The organism is Mycolicibacterium septicum DSM 44393 (genome assembly GCF_000455325.1).
Taxonomy (GTDB): Bacteria; Actinomycetota; Actinomycetes; order Mycobacteriales; family Mycobacteriaceae; genus Mycobacterium; species Mycobacterium septicum.
The window spans coordinates 1056805-1082758 of record NZ_HG322952.1; the positions used below are offsets into that span (position 1 = coordinate 1056805).

2 protein-coding genes (1 of these 2 cut by a window edge) are annotated in these 25954 nt (G+C 65.6%); both read right to left on the reverse strand.

The features are described 5' to 3' along the window. Window positions 1-12261, reverse strand: coding sequence for a non-ribosomal peptide synthetase (locus tag TX88_RS34000; protein ID WP_049925352.1), 12261 nt, complete (start codon window positions 12259-12261; stop codon window positions 1-3). Next, window positions 12258-25954 carry the 3' portion of a non-ribosomal peptide synthetase gene (locus tag TX88_RS34005; protein WP_457920631.1) on the reverse strand. It continues 2749 nt past the right edge of the window, so the window shows 13697 of its 16446 coding nt (coding positions 2750-16446); the start codon falls outside the window, past its right edge — the gene reads right to left on this strand; it ends in the stop codon at window positions 12258-12260. Before TX88_RS34005 ends, TX88_RS34000 begins: the two co-directional genes overlap by 4 nt.

Sequence of the window (25954 nt, forward strand, 5' to 3'; positions counted from 1 at the left end):
CTATTCCGAAGTTCTTTCCAGGACAGACTTGAGCTTCTCGACGTATTCACCCAGTGCTTCGGGGGTGAACATCTCGAAGTGGGTGCACCCCACCGGTAGCACCGTGATCTTCCCGGAAACATAAGGGCGCCAACCGCGCAGCATCGCTCCGGCAGCCTTGCGGTTGCGTAGCCGCGCCAACCTCGACCTGAGCCCATCCTTCCCGGTCTCCTCGCATCGAGGACGGGCAGCCGAGAACATCACGACATCACCATCGAACAATTCCGGCCGATGATCGAGAAGGAACAACTGCCCCGTACTCACACTGCGCGCCATGAACTTCACCAACTGACGCGACGGAGGACTGGCCCCGTGCCGGGCGATGATGTCGGCCACCCGCGAATACGACAGCAGCCCGATATGCAACGGAATCCGGACCTTGTTGGTCCGAAGGATGTAATCCAGAACCCATCCCTCGGCCACCGCCTCGTTCTTCGCAATCTTCCTGGTGATGCTTTTCCGGAACCTGTTCGGGTTGAGCAAGCCATCGAGCAGCACCAGCTGCTGAACCTCACAACCACGCCGCTGAAGCTCGACAGCCAACGCATGAGCGACCACACCACCAAACGACCAGCCCAGAATCCGATACGGCCCAACCGGATACAGCTCCTGGAGCCGATCGGCGTAGCTGACCGCCATGCTCTGAATCGACTCTGGCTCGGGCTCGCCATCGGCTGACGCTCGGTTGATCCCGACGATCGGGCCCTCCACATACCGACCCAACGCCCGATACGACCAACTCAACCCGAAACCGTCATGAACACAACACAACGGCACACCGCTACCCGGTTTGAGCACTTCGACCGGAACGACTTCCCGCGAGCTCTCGGCCCGGCCCACCTGCTGGGCCAAACCATGCACCGTCGGCGTATCGAACATCACCCGCACCGCCAACTCGGCACCCAAACCGGCATTCGCCGCAGCGATCACCCGCATCGCCGACAACGAATCCCCACCCAGATCGAAGAACGAATCATCGACCCCGACCCGCTCCACACCCAAAACCTCGGCATAGATACCGGCCAAGATCTCCTCGGTCAGCGTGGAGGGAGCACGGTACCGCCGGCCATCGACGTAGTCCGGGGCCGGCAACGCGCGACGATCCAGCTTCCCGTTGACAGTCAACGGCAAAGCATCGAGGGCGACGACGGCGGCGGGCACCATATAGCTGGGCAACCGCTCCGCCAGGGAAGCGCGGACATCTGCCGGTTCCGCGGTACCGGTGACGTAACCGACGAGGCGCTTGTCGCCGAGGCGATCCTCGCGGACGATGACCGCCGCCTGATCCACACCCTCCACCTCAGCCAGCACCGCCTGAACCTCACCCAACTCGATGCGATACCCGCGAATCTTGACCTGCTCATCAGCCCGACCCAGATAATGCAACTGCCCGTCGGCTGCCCAGGACACCAGATCCCCGGTCCGATACATCCGCTGTCCCGCGGCAAAGGGACACGCCACGAACCGGGACGCCGTCAGCCCACCCCGACCCAGATACCCGCTCGCAAGGCCGGACCCGGCCACATACAACTCACCGACCACCCCGGCAGGCACCGGACGCAACCACCGATCCAACACGAAGAATCCCGCCCCCGGCACCGGCACACCGATCGGGACAGCGCTCGGTCCGGCCGCCTCCGACTTCGTCAAGGGCGCGCTGAACGACGTGTACCACGTCTCGGTTGGTCCGTAACCGTTGAGCATCAGCCGGCCCGGCGCCCACCGATCCACCAACTCGGTCGGACAGGCCTCACCGGCCACCACCAACGCCACCGACTCCAGGCCTTCCGACGACAGTGCCGACGCGGCCGACGGAGTCTGATTCAGAACCGTGACCTGCTCGGCAATCAGCAACGCGTGCAGCTCATCCGGCGAACCCGCGACCGTATCCGGCACGACCACCAGGCGCCCGCCACTGAGCAACGCACCAAAGATCTCCCACACCGACACGTCAAACGCATACGAATGCCACTGCGACCACACACCGGCAGCCGGCAACCCCACATCCAACGACGTCAGCAACCCCGTCACATTGCTGTGCGGAACCGCCACCCCCTTCGGCACACCCGTCGTACCCGACGTGTATATGAGGTAAGCGATGTCGTCCGGCCCCGGAGCCGGCAGCGCACTGCTCGGCTGGACATCGATCTTCGGATCGGCCACATCGACAACGGCCACACCCAGGCCATCGAATCGCTCGGCCAGCCCACCGGTGGTGACCGCGACGACCGGCCGGGCATCGCCAACCACCACCGCGATCCGCGCGTCCGGATGAGCCGGATCAATCGGCAGATACGCCGCGCCCGACTTCAACACCGCCAAGATCGCCACAATCGCCTCGGCCGAACGATTCAGCAGCAGCGCCACGCATTCACCCGGACCCGCACCAAGTCCGACAAGCAAGTGCGCCAACCGATTCGACGCCTCGTCCAGTTCCCGATACGACCACGCACGCCCGTCGAACCTCACCGCCACCGCATCAGGTACCCGCCCAACCTGAGCCGCGAACACCTCCGGAATCGAACCCGCCGCCATCGCCGGCGCGGTGAGCGCTGCCCGGTTTCCGACCTCGTCGAGGCGGGCGTGCTCGGCGGTGCCGAGTACGTCGATCGACGACAAGCGCTGCGCCGGGTCCTCGGTCATCGCCGCCAGCACCCGTGCCAGGCGCTCGACCATCGACGAGACGGTCTCGGCATCGAACACGTCAGTCCGGAACTCCACCGAACCACCGATGCCGGCGAACCCGCCTTCGGTGTCGAACTTCTCTCCCAGGGCGAGAACCAGATCCATACGCGCGGTGTGGGTCTCGGCCATCAGTGGCGCGGCGTGCACGCCGCCCAGCGTCGACTCGGCGCCGGATGCAGAGGCGGGGTTCTGCCAGGCCAGCATCACCTGGATCAGCGGGTGATGGCTCAGGCTGCGCGTCGGGTTGAGCCGGTCCACCAGCACCTCGAAGGGCACATCCTGATGCTCATAAGCTGCCAGACTGCGCTGACGCACCTGCCCGACCAGCTCGCCTACAGTGGGGTCGTCGGCCAGGTCGACTCGCAACACCAAGGTGTTCACGAAGAACCCGACCAATTCATCCAATGCCGGATCATTACGCCCGGCAATCGGGAAACCCACCGCCACATCAGAGCTGGCGCTCAAGGTCGACAGCAACACAGCCAACGCAGCCTGTACCACCATGAAACCGGTCGCGTTGTTCTCCCGCGCCACCGCCGCCACCCGCCGCTGCAGCTCCGCCGGCCAGGCCACCTCGACGACAGCTCCGCGGTGATCGGCGACCGCCGGGTACGGACGATCGGTCGGCAACTCGAGGCGATCAGGTAGGCCCGCCAACGCGTCCTGCCAGTAGGCCAGCTGCCCGGCGATGCGGCTCTCGGGGTCGGACAACTCGCCGAGCTGCTCCCGCTGCCACAATGTGTAATCCGCGTACTGCACTGGCAGGGGAGACCACTCCGGCGCCCGACCGTCGCAGCGGGACCCGTAGGCCACGGCCACGTCACGGGCCAGTGGAGCGAAGGACCACGCGTCCCCTGCGATGTGATGCACGACCGCGACCAGCACATGTTCATTCTCGGAAACGCGGAAAAGCCTTGCCCAGATCGGGATCTCGCTGTTTAGATCGAAGGGGTGCCGTACGGCTGCATCGATGGCGCTTGCCAACCGCTCCGCTGGCCAACCCGCGGCGTCCACCTCCTGCCACCCGAAATCAGCCTGGTCGGCAGGAATGACCAGCTGCCGGGGGACACCGTCGACCTCGGGAAAGACCGTGCGCAGACTCTCGTGCCGGGCAGCTACATCGGCCAGGGCCGCGCGGAGCGCATCGACGTCCAATCCGGTGACCCGATACATCATCGGCATGTTGTAAATCGGGGAAGGACCGTGCAATTGGTCCAGGAACCACAGCCGCTGCTGGGCATACGACAACGGCACCGCTGCAGGCCGAGGCATGGGCGCCAACGGGGTCCGCCCGCTCGAACCCATGGCCATTCGCGGTTCGAGCTGCGCCACAGTCGGCGCGTCGAATACCGCGCGGACGGCCAGATCTGTGTCGAATGCGGTGTTGACGGCATTGATCAGCCGTATGGCCGACAGGGAATCACCACCCAGATCGAAGAACGAGTCGTCGACTCCGACCCGGTCCAAGCCCAATACTTGAGCGACGATGCCGGCCAGGATCTCCTCGGTGGGGGTGGTCGGGGCCCGATAGCTGTCGGCATCGACGTATTCCGGTGCCGGTAGCGCGCGTCGGTCCAACTTGCCGTTGACGGTCAGCGGTATTGCGTCGACGACCACCACGGCAGCGGGCACCATGTAAGTCGGAAGGTGCTCAGCCAGGTGGGCTCGGGCCTTACCGGAGTCGACCAGGCCCGGCGCCGTCTCGGTCACGTAGCCGACGAGTCGCTTCTCGCCCGGGTGGTCCTCGCGGGCGACGACGACAGCCTGTTCCACACCGGCCAGATCGGCCAGTGCGACCTGGATTTCGCCGAGTTCGATCCGGTAACCGCGAATCTTGACCTGCTCGTCGGCGCGGCCGAGATACTGCATCTGCCCATCGCTGCCCCAGCGCACCAGGTCGCCGGTCCGGTACATCCGCGCCCCCGCGCCGCCGAACGGGCAACTGACGAAACGAGATGCGGTCAACCCTGCCCGGCCGACATATCCCACTCCGACGCCACGGCCGGCCACATACAACTCCCCCACAACCCCCGGAGGCACCTCCCGCAGCCAGCGATCGAGCACGAACAACGCGGCCCCGGGTGCAGGCGATCCGATCGGAACGATGCTCGGCACCGCCGCTTCGGCTTTCAAGGGCGCACTGATCGCGGCGTACACCGTGGCCTCGGTCGGCCCATACGCGTTGATCAGCACCCGTCCCGGCGCCCAACGTTGCACCAGCTCGGTCGGACAGGCTTCCCCGGCCACCACCAACGTGGTGGACTCCAAGCCGTCCGGTGAGAGCATCCCCGCCGCCGACGGTGTCTGGCTCAAGACGCTGACCTTCTGGCTGACCAACAAGTCATGCAAATCCTGCGGCGAACGGGCCACCTCCTCCGGCACCACCACCAACCGGCCGCCGTGCAGCAGGGCGCAGAAGATGTCCCACACGGAGACGTCGAACACCAGCGAATGCCATTGCGACCACACGGTTCCCGGTCCCACCAGCGCCGGGTCCACGGCGCCGAGGAACTGCGTCACATTCTGGTGTGTGATCGCCACGCCCTTCGGAACGCCGGTGGTTCCCGAGGTGTAGATCAGGTAGGCGAGGTCATCGGCGGCCGGTCCTCGCAATGCGGTGCTGGGCCGCGTCTCGGTGCGCGTGTCGGCGATGTCGATGACGGTCAGGTCGCACCCGTCCAGCCGTGCCCGCAACTCGGACGTGGTGACCGCGGCTACCGGGCCGGCGTCGGCCAGCATGAACTCGACCCGCGCGTCCGGCACCATCGGGTCGATGGGTAGGTACGCTGCTCCCGACTTGAGCACCGCCAGGATCGCGACGATCGCCTCGGCCGAATGGTTGAGCAGCAGCGCCACACATTCTCCTGCTCCGGCGCCCTGGTCAACAAGCAGGTGCGCCAAGCGATTCGATGCCTCGTCAAGCTCGCGGTAGGTCCACGAACTCTCGCCGCACACCACCGCCACCGCAGCGGGGTCCCGCGCCACCTGTTCGGCGAACACCGCAGGAATCGACACGGCGGCGACCGACTCGGACAGCACCGCCCGATTGCCCCATCCGTCGAGTCGGGCGTGGTCGCCTGGCTCGAGCAGGTTTATGGACGACAACGCCGCTGATGGATCGGCGGTCAGCGCTTCGACCGCGCGGGTGAGTCGCTCGACGAAGCTCTGGATGGTGGCGGCATCGAACACATCGGTGCGGAACTCCACCGCTCCGGTGACGCCGGCGGGCTCACCGGCGCTCCAGCGTTCTGCCAACGAGATCATCAGATCCATGCGGGCGGTCTGAGTGTCCGCTTCCAGCGGGGTGGCTTGCATGCCGCCCAAACTCGTCGACGCGGTTTCGTCATCGTCCTGCGCGGTCAGGTTCTGCCACGCCATCATCACCTGGACCAGCGGGTGGTGGGTCAAACTACGGGCCGGGTTGAGCCGGTCGACGACCATCTCGAAGGGCACATCCTGGTGCTCGTAGGCAGCCAGGCTGCGTCTCCGCACCTGGGCCAGCAGGTCGGCTACGGACGGATCACCGTCGAGCTCGACGCGTAACACCAGTGTGTTGATGAAGACCCCGACCAACTCATCCAATGCGGGATCGTTACGCCCTGCGATCGGGAATCCCACTGCGACATCCGAATTCCCGCTGAGAGTCGACAACAACACGGCCAGGGCGGCCTGAACCACCATGAAGCTGGTCGCGTTGTGCTCACTCGCTGCCCGCGCGATCTGCCGCTGCAGCTCGACCGGCCACTCCATCGTCAGACTGGCCCCGCGGTAGTCGGCCACCGGCGGATACGGCCGGTCGGTGGCAAGCTCCAGTCGCTCGGGCAGCCCGGACAGCGCCTGCTCCCAGTACGCCAACTGACCGGAGATCCGGCTGTCGGGATCGGACAGTTCACCCAGATACGACCGCTGCCACAGCGTGTAATCCGCATATTGCACCGGCAGCGGCGCCCAGTCGGGAACCTGACCCGCGCACCGGCTCGCGTAGGCCATCCCGATGTCACGCACGAGCGGACCGATCGACCAGCCATCCCCGGCAATGTGATGGACGACCGCAACCAGCACATGGTCGCACTCGCCCATTCGGAAAAGGGTCGCTCTCAACGGGATCTCGGCGGACAGGTCGAAGTTGTATCCGACGGTCGCGTGAATCGCGTCGTGGAGTCGGTCCGCGGACCAGTCCTCCGCGTCGACGACCTGCCACCCCGGTTCGGCCTGCCCCGCAGGCACCACGACCTGCAGGGGTAGACCGTCGACGGCCGGGAAAACCGTGCGTAGAGACTCGTGGCGCTCCACCACGTCGGCCAGTGCCTGGCCGAGGGCGTCGACATCCAGCCCACCGGTGATCCGGTACGCGGTCGGCATGTTGTAGATCGGTGACGGTCCCTCGAGCTGGTCGAGGAACCACAGCCGCTGCTGGGCATATGAGAGCGGAAGGGCATCCGGGCGTAATTGTGCCACCAGAGGTTCACGCCGACCGGAACTCTCACCAGCACATGTCGCAAGTTCTGCCACCGTGGGCGCCTCGAACACCGCCCGCACTGCGAGATCGGTATCCAGACTTGCGTTGACCGAGTTGATCAACCGCATCGCCGAAAGCGAGTCGCCACCCAGGTCGAAGAACGAATCATCCGCCCCGACGCGTTCCAGACCGAGCACCTGCGCATAGATGCCGGCCAGCATTTCCTCGACGGGAGTCGCCGGAGCGCGGTACTCCTGACCGTTGGCGTACTCGGGGGCAGGCAGAGCGCGTTTGTCGAGTTTGCCGTTCACCGTCAAGGGCAATGCGTCGAGCACCACCACCGCCGCGGGGACCATGTAACCGGGCAACCGGTCGGACAATGCCGCACGAACCGCGACCGGGTCCGCGCTGCCCGTGATGTAACCGACCAGGCGCTTGTCGCCGGGGCGGTCTTCTCGCGCTATGACCTCGGCCTGTCGCACCCCGTCCAGATCTTCCAGAGCTGACTGGATTTCACCTAGTTCGATGCGGTACCCGCGAATCTTGACCTGCTCATCGGCACGCCCGAGGTAGCGTAACTGGCCGTCGGGACCCCACGACGCGAGATCGCCTGTCCGGTACATCCGGGCCCCTGCCCCACCGAACGGGCACGCCATGAACCTCGTCGCACTCAATCCACCGCGACGCCAGTAACCAAACCCCAACCCGGCGCCGACCACGTACAACTCGCCCACCACACCAACCGGCGCCGGCTGCAGTGAAGAATCCAGCACGAAGAACCCGAGGTGGGCCAACGGCACACCGATCGGGCTCGCACTGCCCTCGACGTCACTGGCCACGATCTCCCGGAACGAGGCGTGCACCGTCGTCTCGGTGATGCCATACATGTTGATCAGCCGAGTGGAACCTGAATGCCCCTCGAACCATGGTCGAAGGCGCTGCGGTTCAAGCGCTTCCCCACCGAAGATCACCGTCTCCAACTTCAGCTGACGGCCCAGTTCAGGCTGCAACGCGTCAACCGACTGCAAGGCGTAGAAAGCCGACGGCGTCTGACTCAGCACCGTCACCTGCTCGGCAACCAGCAAGCTCAGCAAGTCCTCCGGAGATCGTGTCACCGATTCCGACACCACCACGAGCCGGCCGCCGAACAGCAGCGCCCCCCAGATCTCCCACACCGAATAGTCGAATGCCAACGAATGACATTGCGTCCAGACCTGACCCGCCAGACCCAACTCGGCATCCAGGGTTCCCAACAACCGAGCTACGTTCCGATGGCTGATCGCCACGCCCTTGGGAACACCCGTCGTCCCTGAGGTGTAGATCAAGTACGCGACATCGTCTGAAACGGGCCCCCGCAGTGCGGTACTCGGTTGCGCGTCGATCGCGGCATCGGCAACGTCGACGACGGTCAGGTCGATCCCTTCCAGCCGCGTCCGCAATCCGGCGGTGGTCACCGCGACAATCGGAGCCGCGTCGCCGAGCATGAACTGGATCCGCGCATCGGGATGCATCGGATCGACCGGCACATATGCCGCCCCCGACTTCAACGCTCCCAGAATCGCGACGATCGCCTCAACCGACCGAGGCACCAGCACCGCCACACATTTGCCCGGGCCCGCGCCGAAGCCGACCAGCCAGTGCGCCAGGCGATTCGACGCCTCGTCGAGCTCGCGGTAGGTCATCGACCGACCATCGAAACTCACCGCCAGCGACTCAGGCGCGCGAGCCACCTGAGCGGCGAACAGCCCCGGAATCGACATCACAGGAACCGGGGGTTCGGCCAACACGGCTCGGTTACCGACATCGTCGAGGCGGGCATGCTCGACGACATCGAGCACATCGACCGACGACAGCCGCCGGGTCGGATCATCGATCAGCGCCTCGGCGACGCGCACCAGCCGGTCGATCATGGTCTGGATGCCGGCCGCGTCGAACACGTCGGTCCGGAACTCCACCGTGCCGCCGATACCTGCGGGGTTGCCTGCGTCGTCCCACCGTTCAGCCAGTGCGAACGTGAGGTCCATCCGGGCAACGTGCGTGTCCACCGGCAGCGGACTGACCTGTGCCCCACCCAGAGTCGATTCGGTCGCCGTGTCGGCAGTGAAGTTCTGCCATGCCAGCGCCACCTGGACCAGCGGGTGATGGGCCAGCGACCGGGTCGGCTTGAGCCGGTCCACCAGTACCTCGAACGGTACATCCTGGTGCTCGAGTGTGGCCAGACTGCGCCGGCGCACCTGGGCGAGCAGCTCGACAGCAGTCGGGTCGCCGGCCAGATCCACTCGCAGCACCAGTGTGTTGACGAAGAATCCCACCAACTGATCGAGCGCCGCATCGCCACGGCCCGCGATCGGAACCCCCACGGCCACATCAGAAGTCGCACTGAGCTTAGACAGCAACGTCGTCAGCGCGGCCTGGACCACCATGTACGTCGTGGCGTTGTGTTCCCGCGCAACTTCACGTATCCGCTTGTGCAGTTCGGCAGGCAATGAGACCGGCATGCTTGCGCCGCGGTGATCAGCCACGGGCGGGTACGGGCGGTCGGTGGGAAGTTCCAGGCGTTCGGGCAGCCCGGCCAGCGCCTGCTCCCAATACGCCACCTGCTCCGAGATGCGGCTGTCGGTGTCCCCCAGGTCGCCCAGATGCCTGCGCTGCCACAGGGTGTAATCCACGTACTGCACCGGCAACGGTGTCCAGCCCGGCGCTCGTCCCGCGGACCGGCCGGCATACGCCAATTGCAGATCGGCGATCAACGGGGCCACGGACCAGCCGTCGGCAGCGATGTGATGAACCACGGCCACCAGGACATGCTCATCCTCGGTCAGCCGTAAAAGCGCCGCCCGCAACGGTATCTCGCTGCCCAGATCGAAGGCATGGCCGGCCATGCCTCCGATGGCTTCACGCAATTCGGTCATCGACCACCCGCCGGCGTCAACCACTCTCCAACCGCAATCGGCTTCCTCGGCAGGTATCACCACCTGCTCCGGGACGCCCTCGGTCGACCGGAACACCGTGCGCAGAGATTCGTGGCGCTCCACCACATCGGCCAGCGCCGCACCGAGCGCGTCCGTATTCAGCTGCCCGGTGATCTGTAATGCCACCGCCATGTTGTAGGTCGGTGACGGTCCCTCCAATTGATCGAGGAACCACAGTCGCTGCTGGGCGTACGACAACGGGATGACCGCGGGGCGTTGCTGGGCGACCAACGGTTCACGTCCACCCGAACTCTCACCGACGCGAGCCGCAAGCTCGGCAACGGTGGGGGTCTCGAACACCGCCCGTACCGGTAGATCAGCGCTCAGACCGGCATTGATCGCGTTGATCAACCGCGCCGCCGACAGCGAATCCCCACCCAGGTCGAAGAAAGAGTCATCAACCCCGACTCGTTCCAGACCGAGCACCTGCGAATAGATCCCGACGAGGATCTCCTCGGAAGGTGTACTCGGAGCCCGGTACCGATCGGCGTCGATGTACTCGGGGGCCGGCAACGCTCGACGGTCGAGCTTGCCGTTGACCGTCAACGGCAACGCATCGAGCACCACAACCGCGGTGGGCACCATGTAGCCGGGCAACCGCTCCGACAATGCCGCACGAACCGCGACCGGATCGGCACTGCCGGTGATGTAGCCGACCAGGCGTTTGTCGCCGGGGCGATCTTCCCGGGCGATCACCGCCGCCTGGTCTACCCCGTCGACCTCCGCCAAAGCGGTTTGGATCTCCCCCAACTCGATCCGATAGCCACGAATCTTGACCTGCTCATCGGCACGCCCGCCGTACCGCAACTGACCGTCAGGACCCCACGACGCCAAATCACCGGTCCGATACATCCGCGCCCCGCCCCCACCGAACGGGCACGCCACAAACCTCGTCGCACTCAACCCACCACGACGCCAATAACCACACCCCAGCCCGGCACCGACCACATACAGCTCACCCACCACACCGACCGGGACCGGCTGCAGCGACGAATCGAGCACAAAGAACCCGAGATGCGACAACGGCACACCGATCGGGCTGACACTGCCCTCGGCATCACCGACCACGATCTCGCGAAACGACGCGTGCACCGTTGTCTCGGTGATGCCGTACATGTTGATCAACCGCGGCGAACCAGGATGGCGATGCAACCACCCCCGAAGTCGCTGCGGCTCAAGCGCTTCCCCGCCGAAGATCACCGACTCCAGCTTCAACTGACCATCCGGCCCGGCCTGCAACGCGTCCACAGCCTGCAACGCATAGAACGCCGACGGCGTCTGGCTGAACATGGTGACCTGCTCGGCAGCCAGCAGGGCATGCAGCTCTTCTGGCGCCTGCGTCACCGACTCCGGCACCACGACCAGCCGGCCACCGAACAGCAGAGCGCCCCAGATCTCCCACACCGAATAGTCGAACGCCAACGAATGGCACTGTGTCCACACCTGACCCGCCAGACCCAACTCCGCATCCAGCGTGTCCAGCAGCCGCACCACATTGGCATGGGTGATCGCCACACCCTTCGGGCGACCCGTCGTCCCCGACGTGTAAATCAAATATGCGACGTCGTCAGCTGTCGGCGTCGGCAAATCCTTTCTCTGCCCGTCGTTCTGACCGAGCTGGTTGAAATCGATGACTTTCAGATCGCACCCTGCGAATCGGTCCAGCAACTCCGTGGTCGTGACTGCCACTGCCGGTTCCGCGTCAGCGAGCATGAACTGGACCCGAGCCTCAGGGTGCATCGGATCGATCGGCAGGTAAGCCGCACCCGACTTCAGCACCGCGACGATGCAAACGATCGCCTCGACAGAGCGGGGGAACAGCAATGCCACCCGACTGCCCGGCCCAACACCATGACTGATCAACTCGTGCGCCAGACGATTCGAAGCCTCGTCCAACTCCGCATACGACATCGAGCGACCGTCGAGTGTCACCGCTGTCGCCTCTGGCGTACGCGCCACCTGCACCGCGAACAAATCCGGAATCGAGGCCGATGGCGAAACCGGCTCGGTCAAAGCAGCCCGGTTACCCCATCCGAACAGCTCCGCGTGCTCGTCGGCATCCAGGAACTCCATCGACGACAACCGCCGACTCAGGTCGGCGGTCACGACGACGCCTCCACCTCGGCGGTGATCGCCATCAACACCTTTCGCAATCGATCGATCAACCGCACGACGCTGCTCTCGTCATAGACATCGGTGCGAAACTCCACAGTCCCCCCAATCCCGGCGGGTTCGCCGGTCTCAGTCCACCGTTCACCCAAAGCCAAGGTCAGATCAGTACGCGCGGTGTGGGTTTGCGCGGGCAGCGGGGTCACCCGCACATCTCCCAGCGTCAGGCCTCCCGCGGCGTCTGCGCTGTGTTGCCAGGCCAGGTTCTGCCAGGACAACATCACCTGCACGAGCGGGTGATGGGTCAAGCTGCGCGTCGGGTTGAGCCGATCCACGACAACCTCGAACGGCACGTCCTGGTGCTCGAAGGCCGCCAGACCGCGTTGACGCACCTGCTCCAGGAGTTCACCGATGGTCGGATCTCCGGCGAAGTCGACGCGCAGTACCACTGTGTTGACGAAGAACCCGACCAGGTTGTCGAGCGCGGGGTCATTGCGTCCCGCGGTCGATATCCCAACCGCTACATCTGAACTCGCGCTGAGCTTCGACAGCAGCAGCGCCAGCCCGGCCTGCACCACCATGAAACTGGTCGCGTTCTGCTCACGAGCCACCCGGGCAATCCGCTGCTGGAGCTCGGCGGGCCACTCCACCATCAGACTGGCCCCGCGATAGTCGGCCACCGGTGGGTACGGCCGATCCGTCGGCAACTCCAACCGCTCGGGCAGCCCCTCCAAAGCCTGCTCCCAGTACGCCAGCTGGGCGGAAATGCGACTGTCCGGATCGGCCAGATCACCCAGGTACCCCCGTTGCCACAGCGTGTAATCCACATACTGAACCGGCAGCGGCAGCCATTCCGGGGGCCGGCCCGCAGACCGGGCCGCGTATGCCGAGCCCAGATCAGCCACCAAGGGGGTGACCGACCAACCGTCGGCGGCGATGTGGTGCACGACCGCCACCAGGACGTGCTCGTTCTCGGCAACACGGAAAAGTGTGGCCCTCAAGGGCAATTCGGTCGACAGGTCGAATGGGTGACGCGCGACCTCGCCGGCGGCCTCGGCCAACCGGTCCTCCGGCCAACCGACCGCATCCACCACTTCCCAACACGTGCGTGCACTCTCGGCCGGCACCACCGATTGCTGCGGCATCCCGTCGGCCAGAGTGAACAGGGTGCGTAGGCTCTCATGGCGACCGACCACGTCTACCAGTGCCTGACCGAGCGCGACGGAGTCGAGCTCTCCGCTGAAGCGCAACCCCACGGCCAAGTTGTAAACCGGTGACGGGCCGTTCAATTGATCGAAGAACCACAACCGCTGCTGCGCATACGACAAGGGCACGTTCTGCGGGCGCAGCATCGTCTGCAGCGGAGGACGTACCGCCTCGTCCTGCTGGCGGTCCAGGGAGGCGGCCAGCCGGCCGACCGTGGGCGTGTCGAACAGATAACGCACCGGCACGTCCTTGCCCAGCGCCAGCTGCAGCCGCGCGCTGACCCGGATGGCGATCAACGAATCTCCGCCCAGGGCAAAGAAATCGTCGTCGAGGCCGACCCGATCGAGTCCGAGCACCTCGGCGAAGACCTCGGCGACTGTCTTTTCCGACGGTGTCTGCGGTGACCGGAACGTGGCGGCTGCGAACACCGGCTCAGGCAGCGCCCTGCGATCGATCTTGCCCGAGGAGGTCAGCGGGAACTCCTCGAGCACAACGATCTGGGACGGCACCATGTACTCCGGCAGACGGGCACCCAGCCACTGCCGCACCTCGCTCACCTTGCTGTTGGTGTCAGGGTCATTGGCGTAGGCGCTGCGCTTGTGCGAATCAGCCGGGGGCTGATACAGATCGGTCAGTACCTGAGTCTCCCCCTCGCCGGTGGCGGCGAGGAAGACCGCGTCGACGGTCCCCGGTTGAGCGCCCCACGTGACGGCAACCTGGTATCCGGCGGACTCACCGAGCTGGTACAACCGTTCGGGCGTGACCGTGTTGGCGGGGTTGGCGGCAATCTCTGCCTCTGCCAGCGCGTCGGCGGACGAGTGCCCGTCTGCCAGCGCCCGTTCAACGATCACATCGGCGAACACGCCCGCCCGCGGAATCCCGCTGACTCGCACCTGTGCTGGTCGCTGCGCAGCCAGCTCGGCATGCAACCCGCTCAGTCCCGCACAATCAGCCCACTCCCAGACGGGTGCGTCCGCGAGTGAATGGACCCGGCCGGCCGACTTGTGAATGATGACGTCATACCGGTACCGGGTCAGCTCGTTGTCGGCTTCTCCGCGCTTGACCTGGATGCCTATTCCGCCCACTGACGGGTGGCCGGCCGCCCAGCTCGTGAAGAACTCTGGGGCCAGCAGCAACTCGGGCTCGCCGAGGATCGCGCGTTGCACTCGCTGACGGATCTCGTCGCTGTCGGCACCTTCACCGCTGCGGGCCAGCGCGATACCGGTCTGGAACGCGCCCTGCAGGCTGTGATTGCGCACATCGCCGATGAACAACGTTCCGCCCGGGGCCAACAGCTCCACGGCGTTGTCCATGACCTCGGCGAGATACGCCGAGTTCGGGAAGTACTGGATCACGGAGTTGACGATGACCGTGTCGAAGTATCCGGCGGGCAGTCCGTCGGCCACATCGGCCGGCTGTACCCGCAACCGGACCCGATCCCCCCATGGTTGTCCGGCCACCGAGGATTCCAGCTTCCGAATGGTCGGCGCGGAAAAGTCTGTCCCCCAATACTCCACGGACTCGGGGGCGATCTGGGAGAGCACGAGACCCGAACCCACACCGAGCTCGAGCACCCGCTGCGGGCGCAGTGCCAGGATCCGGTTCACGGCTCCCGCGCGCCATTCCCGCATCTGATCCAGCGGAATCGGATCCCCCGTGTAGCTGCTGTTCCATCCGCGGAAGTCACTGCCGAACTCCACCGCTTCGAGATCGGCGTCATAGAGCTCGTCGTACACGTGCTGCCACTGATCGACGACTTCGGCATCGTGGTCGGCGCTGCTGGCACGCTCCAACGCGACGTAGGCGACCAGATGGTCGGCGGCTTCATGGTGATAGACCGCGGCCGCAGCGCGATTGACCTGTGGGCAGGCCAGCAGGGTGTTCTCGATCTCGCCGAGTTCCAGGCGCTGCCCGCGCAACTTCACCTGGGCGTCGGCACGGCCGAAGTACTCCAGGTTGCCCTCGGTGGTCCAGCGCACCAGGTCACCGGTGCGGTACAGGCGCGTCCCCGGGGCGCCAAAGGGGTTGGCCACGAAGCGATCCGCGGTCAGATCGGGTCGGCCTACATAGCCGCGGGCCAACACCGGGCCGGCCAGGTACAACTCGCCCACCACCCCGACAGGAGCCGGGTTCAGCCGGGCATCGAGCACCAGCGCACACGTTCCCGGAACCGGGGCACCGATCCGCACCGGCTGTCCGGCCGACAGCGCACTCCAGGTGGCCCAGATGGTGACCTCGGTGGGACCGTAGGCATTGAACATCCGCCGACCGGGCGCCCACGCCGCCACCAACTCCGCCGGGCACGCCTCCCCACCGGTGACCAGAGTCTTCAATTCGGGCAGACGGCTGCGGTCCAGAGTTGCCACCACCGTCGGGGTGATCAACGCCGCCTCGACCTTCTGGTCCTCGATCACCGCTGTCAGTGCGTCACCGGCATAGGAATCCGGCGGGGCCACCACCAACGCCGCCCCCGAAGACACCGCCCACAACCACTCGAACACCGACGCATCAAACGTCGGCGCAGCCACCATCAACACCCGCGCACCCGCACCCACCCCGAACAGATCACGATGAGCCGCAGCCACACCCAACACACCGGCATGACTGATCGCCACACCCTTGGGAACACCCGTAGACCCCGACGTGAAAATCACATACGCCGCACCGTCAACACTCAACGGCGCCAACCGATCCGCATCCGTCACCGGCTCCGCGGAGCTCGCCGAAAGGTCCAGTGACACCACATCCATGACCGGGCGCGTCCCTGATCCCTCGACGGCGTCGCTGCCACGGGCCAGAACGCACACCGCCTCGGCGGCGTCCAGTACCGTCGCGATCCGCTCGGCCGGGTGGGTCCGGTCCACCGGCACGTACACACCGCCGGCCTTGAGCACAGCCCACCAGGCGATCACCAGGTCAGCCGACCGGCCCATCGCCACACCGACCGCACGCTCCGGACCGACGCCGGCTCCTATCAGCACCCGAGCCAACTGGTTCGAGGCCTCGTCCAACTCGCGGTATGACAGCTGACGGGACCCGTCGATGATTGCGACGGCATCCGGATCGGCGGTCACCGCAGCAGTCAACAGCTCAGGGGCGAGACCCACCGGAGCGCCGACTCCGGCGCCAGACCATTCGTACGACACCAGATCCTGCTCGTCACCATCGAGCAGCGTCACCTCACCGACGACTGCCGACGGGTCGGAGACCACAGCCTCGAGCACCCGGCCGAACCAACCGACCAACCGCTCGATGCTGGAGCGGTCGAACAGATCCGTGGCGTAGGTCACCGTGCCGGCAGCACCCTCGCCGGGCACGTCCCTGAGATCAATGTCCAAATCCCATTTGGCGGTGTGGGTATCGGCCACCAATGCCTCGACGCTGGCACCTTCCAGCGCGACCTCCGGGCGCACATTGTTCTGGAAGACCATCGCGATCTGGAACAGCGGATGGTGCGAGGTGGAACGCGTCGGGTTGATCCGCTCCACGAGGCGCTCGAATGGCACGTCCTGATTGCCGTAGGCGTCCAGCGCCTTCTGCCGGACCTGCGCCACTACATCGCTGAACTGCAGGCCCGACGAGACACTCACTCGCAGCACCCACGTGTTGACGAAGAAGCCCACCAGTTCATCGAGCGCCGCGTCAGTCCGTCCGGCGATCGGGGTGCCCAACGCGACGTCCTCACCGACACCGGCCCGGTGCAGCACGACCGCCATCGCAGCCTGCAACACCATCGATACCGTCGCGTTGTGTGCTGCGGCCACCGCCTTGACACCTGACCACAACTCCGGATCGATACGTATCGGAACGCCTTCACCGCGGTAACTGGGCACCGGCGGCCGCGGCCGATCCGCAGGCAGCGACACCACCTCGGGAAGATCCGCCAACTCCTGACGCCAGTACGCCATCTGGGCCGCGATCACGCTGTCCGGATCAGACTCTGATCCCAGCCAATCCTGCTGCCACAACGTGTAATCGGCGTATTGCACCGGCAACGGCACCCATTCGGGAGCCTGACCGGCGCACCGGCTGGCATAGGCAACCCCGACGTCGCGCACCATCGGCGCCATCGACCAGCCGTCAAAGACGATGTGGTGCAGCACCATTGCCAGTAAGTACTGGTTCGGTCCCACCTCGTAGATCTGCGCCCGCACCGGAATCTCGGCCGACAGATCGAACCGATATTTGGCCAGCGCGATCAACTCGTCTGCCACGTCGGCTTCCGCCAGCGACAGCAGCGCCGGCCCGCCACGCCGCCACAACCCCGGCTCCGCGGGCAGCACCTTCTGGTATCCCTCACCGTCGATGTCGGGGAAGACGGTCCGCAGCGACTCATGCCGGGCGATCACATCATCTAGAGCCTTGTCCAACGCCTCGACGTCGAGCTCACCGTTGATCCGGAAAGCGGTCGGCATGTTGTATGTGGCGACCCCGCCCTCGAAACGGTTGAGGAACCACAACCTGCTCTGGGCGTACGACAACGGGACAACCGCGGGTCGCTCACCCGCCACAAGTGGCTTGCGCGAATTGGAATTCTCACCGATGCGCGGTGCGAGTTGGGCGACCGTGGGGGCATCGAACAAGGTACGCACGGCAAGTCCGGAATCCAGGCTGGTGTTGATCGCGGCGATCACGCGCATTGCCAGCAGCGAGTCACCACCCAGGTCGAAGAACGAGTCATCGACCCCGACCCGCTCCAATCCCAGAACCTGCGCATAGATGCCGGCCAGGATCTCCTCGGTGGGGCTCGACGGAGCCCGGTAGACGGCGGCGTCCTGGTATTCCGGCGCAGGCAGGGCCCGCGTGTCCAGCTTGCCGCTGACGGTGAGCGGCAATGCCTCGAGCATCACCACCGCTGCGGGGATCATGTAGTTCGGTAGCCGTTGGGCCAGCTCCGCACGCACCTGCGACGGATCGGCAGTGCCGGTGATGTAGGCAACCAGACGCTTGTCGCCCGGGCGGTCCTCACGGGCGATCACCACGGTCTGGTCGACGCCGGCCATCTCAGACAGTGCCGCTCGTACTTCGCCGAGTTCGATGCGGTACCCGCGGATCTTGACCTGCTCATCCGCACGGCCCAGGTACCGCAACTGCCCGTCAGCACCCCACGACACCAGATCGCCGGTGCGATACATGCGAGTTCCGGCCCCACCGAACGGGCAGGCGACAAACCGCGACCCGGTCAACGCCGGGCGGCGCGCATACCCGCATGCGACACCCCGGCCGGCGACATACAACTCCCCCACCACGCCCGGAGGCACCGGGCGCATCCGGTCGTCCAGCACGAACAACGCCGCGGTCGGCACCGGAGCACCGATGGGCACCGCACTGGGCCCGTCGCTTCCGGCCGGCGTCAAGGGCGCACTCATCGACGCGTAGATCGTCGCCTCGGTCGGGCCGTAGGCGTTGATCATCACCCGGCCCGGCGCCCACCGATCCACCAACTCGGTTGGGCAATCCTCGCCACCGAGAAGCAACGCCACCGAATCCAACCCCTCGGGCGACAGTGCCGCCACCGCCGACGGGGTCTGGGTCAGCACGTTGACCTCTTCGGCCACCAACAGGGCATGGAAATCGGTAGGCGACACCGTCACCGCTTCGGGGACCACCACCAATCGCCCGCCCGACAGCAGTGCGGCCCAGATCTCCCATACCGAGAAGTCGAACGCGTACGAGTGACACTGCGTCCATACCTGTTCCGCCGGAAGGGATGCGGGCATGGACGCGGCGACGTGCGCGAGGTTGCGGTGAGTGATCGCAACCCCCTTCGGCGTGCCGGTGGTACCCGAGGTGTAGATGAGGTAGGCAATGTCATCAGGGGCCGGTGACGGTAGCGGCGTCGCTGGGTAAGCCGCCATGCGGGGATCGCCGATATCGAGGATCGGCACAGCACACCCGCGCAGTCGTTCTGCAAACCCGGCGGAAGTGAGTGCAACCACCGGCTCCGCATCGGCAGCCATGAACTGGATCCGCTCATCAGGTACCGCCGGATCGATCGCGAGGTATGCCGCCCCGGCTTTGAGGACAGCAAGCATCGCGACAACCGCGTGCGGCGAACGTTCCAGCGCCAGCGCTACCACGTCGCCGGGGCCTGCGCCCTGGTCAACCAACGCATGCGCCAACTGATTCGATATGTCGTCGAGTTGCCGATAGGTCAACGAGCACCCCTCGGCGGTGATCGCGACCGAATCAGGGGTTCGAGCAACCTGCTGGGAGAACAGCACCGGAATCGAGATCTCGGTCTCCGGCCGGCCCAGGACAACCCGATTACCGATCTCGTCCAATCGGAGATGCTCGCTCTCGTCGAGCACGTCCACCGTCGACAGTCGCCGAGTGGTGTCGATGGTCATCGCCACCAGGACCCGCTGCAGCCGCTCGGTCAGGGTCCGAATCGTATCTGCGTCGAACACGTCGGTGCGGAACTCCACCGCTCCCGAGATGCCGGCGGGCGCGCCATCCGGAGTCCATTGCTCGGACAGGGAAAACGCCAAATCCATACGTGCGGTGTTTGTTTCCGCCGACAGGGGTGTAATCCGAATATCGCCCAGCGCCACATCCGTCGCGGGATCTCCGGCGAAATTCTGCCACGCGAGCATGACTTGGATCAGCGGGTGGTGGGTCAGACTACGGGTGGGGTTGAGGCGGTCGACCAGCACCTCGAACGGCACATCCTGGTGTTCGTAGGCGCCCAAGGCCTGCTGGCGCACCTGCTCGAACAACGCCGCGATCGTGGGATCGCCTGCAAGATCGACCCGCAATACCAATGTGTTGACGAAGAACCCGACCAGCTCATTCAGAGCGGACTCACCGCGACCCGCTATCGGAAATCCCACCGCGACATCAGAGCTGGCACTGTGCCTCGACAGCAGCGTTGCCAGCGCAGCCTGCACCACCATGAAACCGGTCACGTTGTGCTCGCGAGCCACACGAGCGATCTGCTGCTGCAACTCTGGTGGCCATTCCACCGCCACACTGGAACCCCGGTAGTCGGCCACCGGCGGATACGGCCGATCCGTCGGCAACTCCAACCTCTCCGGCAGGCCATCCAACGCCTGCTCCCAGTACGCCACCTGCTCGGCGATCACACTGCCCGGATCAGCCTCATCCCCCAGCCAGTCCTGTTGCCACAACGTGTAATCCACGTACTGCACCGGGAGCGGCGCCCACTCCGGAGCTTGGCCGACACAGCGGCTGGCGTAGGCCTTGCCCAGATCCGCCACAAATGGTGTGACCGACCAGCCATCGGCAGCGATGTGGTGAACCACCGCCACCAAAACATGCTCATCCTCAGCGACTCGGAAAAGCGTTGCTCGCAAAGGAATCTCAGTAGCCAGATCGAAGCAGTGCCGCACAGCGTCACCGACGGCTTCCTCCAACCGCTCGCCCGACCAACCACTGGCATCGATGACCTGCCACCCGAAATCGGCCTGCTCGGCCGGCACCACCACCTGCCGGGGCACACCTTCGACCGCAACGAACAACGTCCGCAGACTCTCTTGCCGGGCGATGACATCGGCCAAACCTGCTCCCAGCGCACCAGCATCGAGACCTCCGGTCAGCCGCAGCGCGACCGGCATGTTGTAGATCGGTGACGGTCCCTGCAGCTGCTCGAGGAACCACATGCGGTTCTGTGCATACGACAGCGGTACCACCGCGGGTCGCTCGCCTGCGGTCAGTGGCGCACGCCTGTCAGATCCCTCGCTCAGACGCGGAGCCAACTGCGCCACAGTCGGTGCATCGAACAGTGTGCGCACCACGAGTCCGACTTCCAAGGTCGTGTTGATCGCAGAGACCACCCGCATCGCCGTGATGCTGTCGCCGCCCAGATCGAAGAAGGAGTCGTCGACCCCGACGCGTTGCAGCCCGAGTACCTGGGCATAGATACCTGCCAAGATTTCTTCGGTGGCAGTACTGGGCGCCCGATACCGGTCGCCGATGTACTCCGGTACCGGCAGGGCCCGCTTGTCGAGCTTGCCGTTGACGGTCAACGGCAACGCGTCGATGACGACGACCGCGGCGGGCACCATGTAGGCCGGCAACCGGTCGGCCAGCGCAGTCCGTACCTCCGCAGGGTCGGCGGTGCCGGTGATGTAACCGACCAGGCGCTTGTCGCCGGGATGGTCCTCCCTGGTGATCACCACGGCCTGCTGCACACCATCCAAGTCGGCCAAAGCTGTTTGGACTTCACCCAATTCGATGCGGTAGCCACGGATCTTGACCTGCTCATCAGCGCGCCCCGCATACCGCAACTGCCCATCGGCGCCCCACGAGACCAAATCTCCGGTGCGATACATGCGGGCCCCCGGTGCCACGAACGGGCACGGCACAAAGCGTGACCCCGTCAATCCGGCGCGGCCCAGATACCCGGCACTCACCCCGCGGCCGGCCACATACAACTCACCCACCACACCGGGCGGCACCGGACGCAGCCACCGATCCAGGACGAACAACGCCGCACCCGGCACCGGCACACCGATCGGGACACTGTTCGAGCCAGGAACCAATGGCGCGCTGATCGTGGCGTACACCGTCGTCTCAGTCGGACCGTAGCCGTTGATCATCACCCGACCGGGGGACCAATGGTCCACCACCTCGGCAGGGCACGGCTCAGCGGCGACCATCAACGCTGCCGACTCCAGCCCCTCCGCAGCCAACATCCCCACTGCCGAAGGGGTCTGGCTCAAGACGGTGACGTGCTCGCTGACCAGAAGCGCGTGTAGGTCTTCTGGTGAACGTGTGACGTGTTCGGGCACCACCACCAGGCGCCCACCGTGCAGCAGGGCGCCCCAGATCTCCCAGACCGAATAGTCGAACGCCAACGACGAGCATTGAGCCCACACCTGCTGCGGACCCATCTCGATACCCACGTCCATACCGTCGAAAAGACGGGTCACGTTCTGATGGGTGACCGCAACACCTTTCGGCACACCCGTCGTCCCCGACGTGTAGATGATGTGCGCCAAATCATCGGCTGCAGGACCCACCGCCAATGGAGTTCCCGGCTGAGCATCGATACGGGGATCGTCAATCTCGACCACCGGCACGTCACGTCCGCGAAGCCGCTCCGCCAACTCGGCCGTGGCGATCACCGCCACGGGCTCCGCATCGGTGATCATGAACTCGACGCGCGCGTCAGGCACCGCCGGATCGATCGGCAGATACGCCGCCCCCGACTTCAGCACACCCAAGATCGCGACGATCGCATCAAGCGACCGGCCGGTCAACAAACCCACTGACCTACCCGGACCCGCACCCTCACTGACCAACAAGCGCGCCAACCGATTCGACGCCTCGTCCAATTCCCGATAGGACATCGAACGGCGATCGAAACAGACAGCCACCGTGTCCGGAGCCTGCGCCACCTGTGCCGCGAACAGCGCCGGAATCGAGGACTCCACCACCGGCCGGCCCAGGACTCCCCGATGACCGACCTCATCCAGTCGCGCACGATCGGCGGCATCGAGCACATCCACCGACGACAACGACCCATCTGGATCAGCGACCATCGCCACCAACACCCGCACCAACCGGTCGATCAGTGTCTCGATGCCGGCCGCGTCGAAAACATCGGTGCGGAACTCCACCATTCCCGAGATGCCGGCCGGCGTACCGGTGTCGCTGAATCGTTCGGCCAGTGAGAACACCAAATCCATACGAGCGGAATGGGTTCCCGCCTCCAACGGGGTTACCTGGACGTCGCCCAGCGCCAGTCCGGCGGCAGGATCACTGTGCTGCCATGGCAGGTTTTGCCAGGTCAGCATCACCTGTACGAGCGGGTGATGGGTCAGGCTGCGGGTCGGATTGAGCCGATCCACCAAGATCTCGAAGGGCACGTCCTGATGTTCGAAGGCCCCCAGGCTGCGCCGGCGCACCTGCGCCAGCAACTCGGAAACCGTGGGGTCGCCGGACAGGTCCACCCGCAGCACCAGAGTGTTGACGAAGAATCCCACCAGATTGTCCAGCGCGGGCTCACCGCGGCCGGCGGATGCGATGCCCACGGCCACATCGGTGCTGGCGCTCAACTGGCCGAGAAGTGCCGCCAACGCGGTTTGCACCACCATGAAGCTGGTCGCATTGTGCTGACGGGCTACCCGGGCAATCTGCTGCTGCAGTTCGGCCGGCCATTCCACCGCGACGCTCGAACCCTGGTAGTCGGCCACCGGCGGGTAGGGACGATCGGTCGGCAACTCCAACTGCTCCGGCAGACCGGCGAGCGCATCCTTCCAATAGGCCAATTGGCCGGAGATCACGCTGTCGGGATCAGCGACCGAGCCCATCCAATCCTGCTGCCACAATGTGTAATCGGCGTACTGCACCGGCAACGGCTCCCACTCAGGGGCCTGCCCGGCACTCCGGCTGGCGTACGCCGCTCCCAGATCCGCCACCAGCGGGGTGACCGACCAACCGTCTGCAGCGATGTGATGCACCACAGCTGCGAGCACATGCTCGTCCGTGTCGACCCGGAAGAGCGTTGCCTTGATCGGGATCTCGCGCGACAGGTCAAAGCTGTGGCGCGCTGTCTCACTGATGGCCTCGTCGAGCCGGCTTACCGACCATCCTCCGGCATCGACCACCTGCCAACCCAAGTCAGCCATCTCGACGTCCACGACCAGTTGGTGGGGTACCCCGTCGACCGATCCGAAGATTGTGCGCAGACTCTCCTGCCGGGCCACGACATCCGCCAGCGCGGCCCCCAACGCATCTGCGTCCAGGCGTCCCCGCAGCCGCAATGCGACGGCCATGTTGTAGATCGGCGACGGCCCCTGCAACTGCTCCAGGAACCACAACCGTTGCTGGGCATAGGACAGCGGCACAGATTCGGGACGGTGGCGCGCCGTCAGCGGTGGGCGGGCTATGCCGTCCTGATGCCGGTCCAGATAATCGGCAAGTCCTCCGACAGTGGGTGCGTCGAACAGATACCGCACCGGCACGTCCCTGCCGAGTGCCGACTGCAGCCTGGCGCTCACCCGGATGGCGATCAGCGAGTCACCGCCCAGTGCGAAGAAGTCGTCATCGAGGCCGGCTCTGCCGAGCCCCAGCACCTCGGTGAACACCTCGGCAACGATCTTTTCGGTGTCGTTCTGCGGGGACCGGAAGGAGGTGGCGGCAAACGTCGGTTCCGGCAGCGCTTTTCGGTCGATCTTGCCCGAGGAGGTCAAGGGGAACTCCTCGAGCACCATGATCTGTGTCGGCACCATGTACTCGGGCAGTTGCTCGGCCAACCACTGGCGCACCTCGCTCACCTTGGCGTTGGTGTGTGGGTCGTTGGCGTACCCGCCGTGCAGACGCGAGTCGGTGGTGGGTTGGTAGAGATCGGTGAGCGGCGGCATCGCCCCGCCGTCGGCGGCCGAGATGAAGGCGGCGTCCAGCGTGCCGGGCTGTGCGCCCCATGTGACCGCGACGTGGTACCCGGCGGCCTCGCCGAGTCCATACAAGAGTTCAGGCGTGACGGCATCTTCGGAGGCGGCAACAGAGTCGGCATGGTCGAGGGCCTCGGCGAGCGGGAGACCGGCAGCCAGGGCCTGTTCGGTGACCACATCGGCGACCACACCCGCTCGCGGAATCGCACTGACCCGCACCGTCTGTGGGCGCTGCGCCGTCAACTCGGCGTGTAGCCCACTCAGGCCGGCGCAGTCGGTCCAGGCCCAGTTCGGTGCACCGGCCAGCGAGCACACCTGGGTCGGAGACTTGTGGACGATGACGTCGTAGCGGTACCGGGTCAGCTCATTGTCGGCCTCGCCGCGCTTGACCAAGACCCCGATACCCCCCACCGCCGGGTGGTCAGCCGCCCAGCTGGTGAAGAACTCTGGGGATAGCAGCAATTCGTGCTCACCCACGGTCGCACGTTGAATCCGTTGGCGGACCTCGTCGGTATCGGTCCCGGCGCGACTGCGCGCCAGCGCGATCCCGGTCTGGAACGCACCCTGCAGGCTGTGATTGCGCACATCGCCGACGAACAATGCCCCGCCCGGACCCAGCAGCTCCATTGCCTTGTCGATGACCTCGGCCAGATACCCCGCGCTGGGGAAATACTGGATCACCGAGTTGATCACCACCACGTCGAACTGGCCTTCCGGCAGTCCTTCGGTGACATGCGCCGGTCGGGTCAGCAGATGAACCCGTTCTCCCCACGGCTGCCCGGCGACTGCTGCCTGCAGCTTCCGGATGGTCGGCGCGGAAAAGTCTGTCCCCCAGTACTCCACGCATTCCGGCGCGACCTGTGAGAGAACGAGGCCCGAACCTACACCGATCTCCAACACCCGCTGCGGCTTCAGAGCCAGGATGCGGTCGACTGCACCCGAGCGCCACTCCCGCATCTCATCCAGCGGAATCGGCTCGTCGGTGTAGCTGCTGTTCCAACCGCGGAAGTCGCTACCGAACTCCGCCACCTGCATGTCGGCGTCGTACAGCTCGTCGTAGATGTCCTGCCACTGATCGACGACTTCGGCGTCGTGGTCGGCGGTGCTGGTCTGTTCGAGAGCGA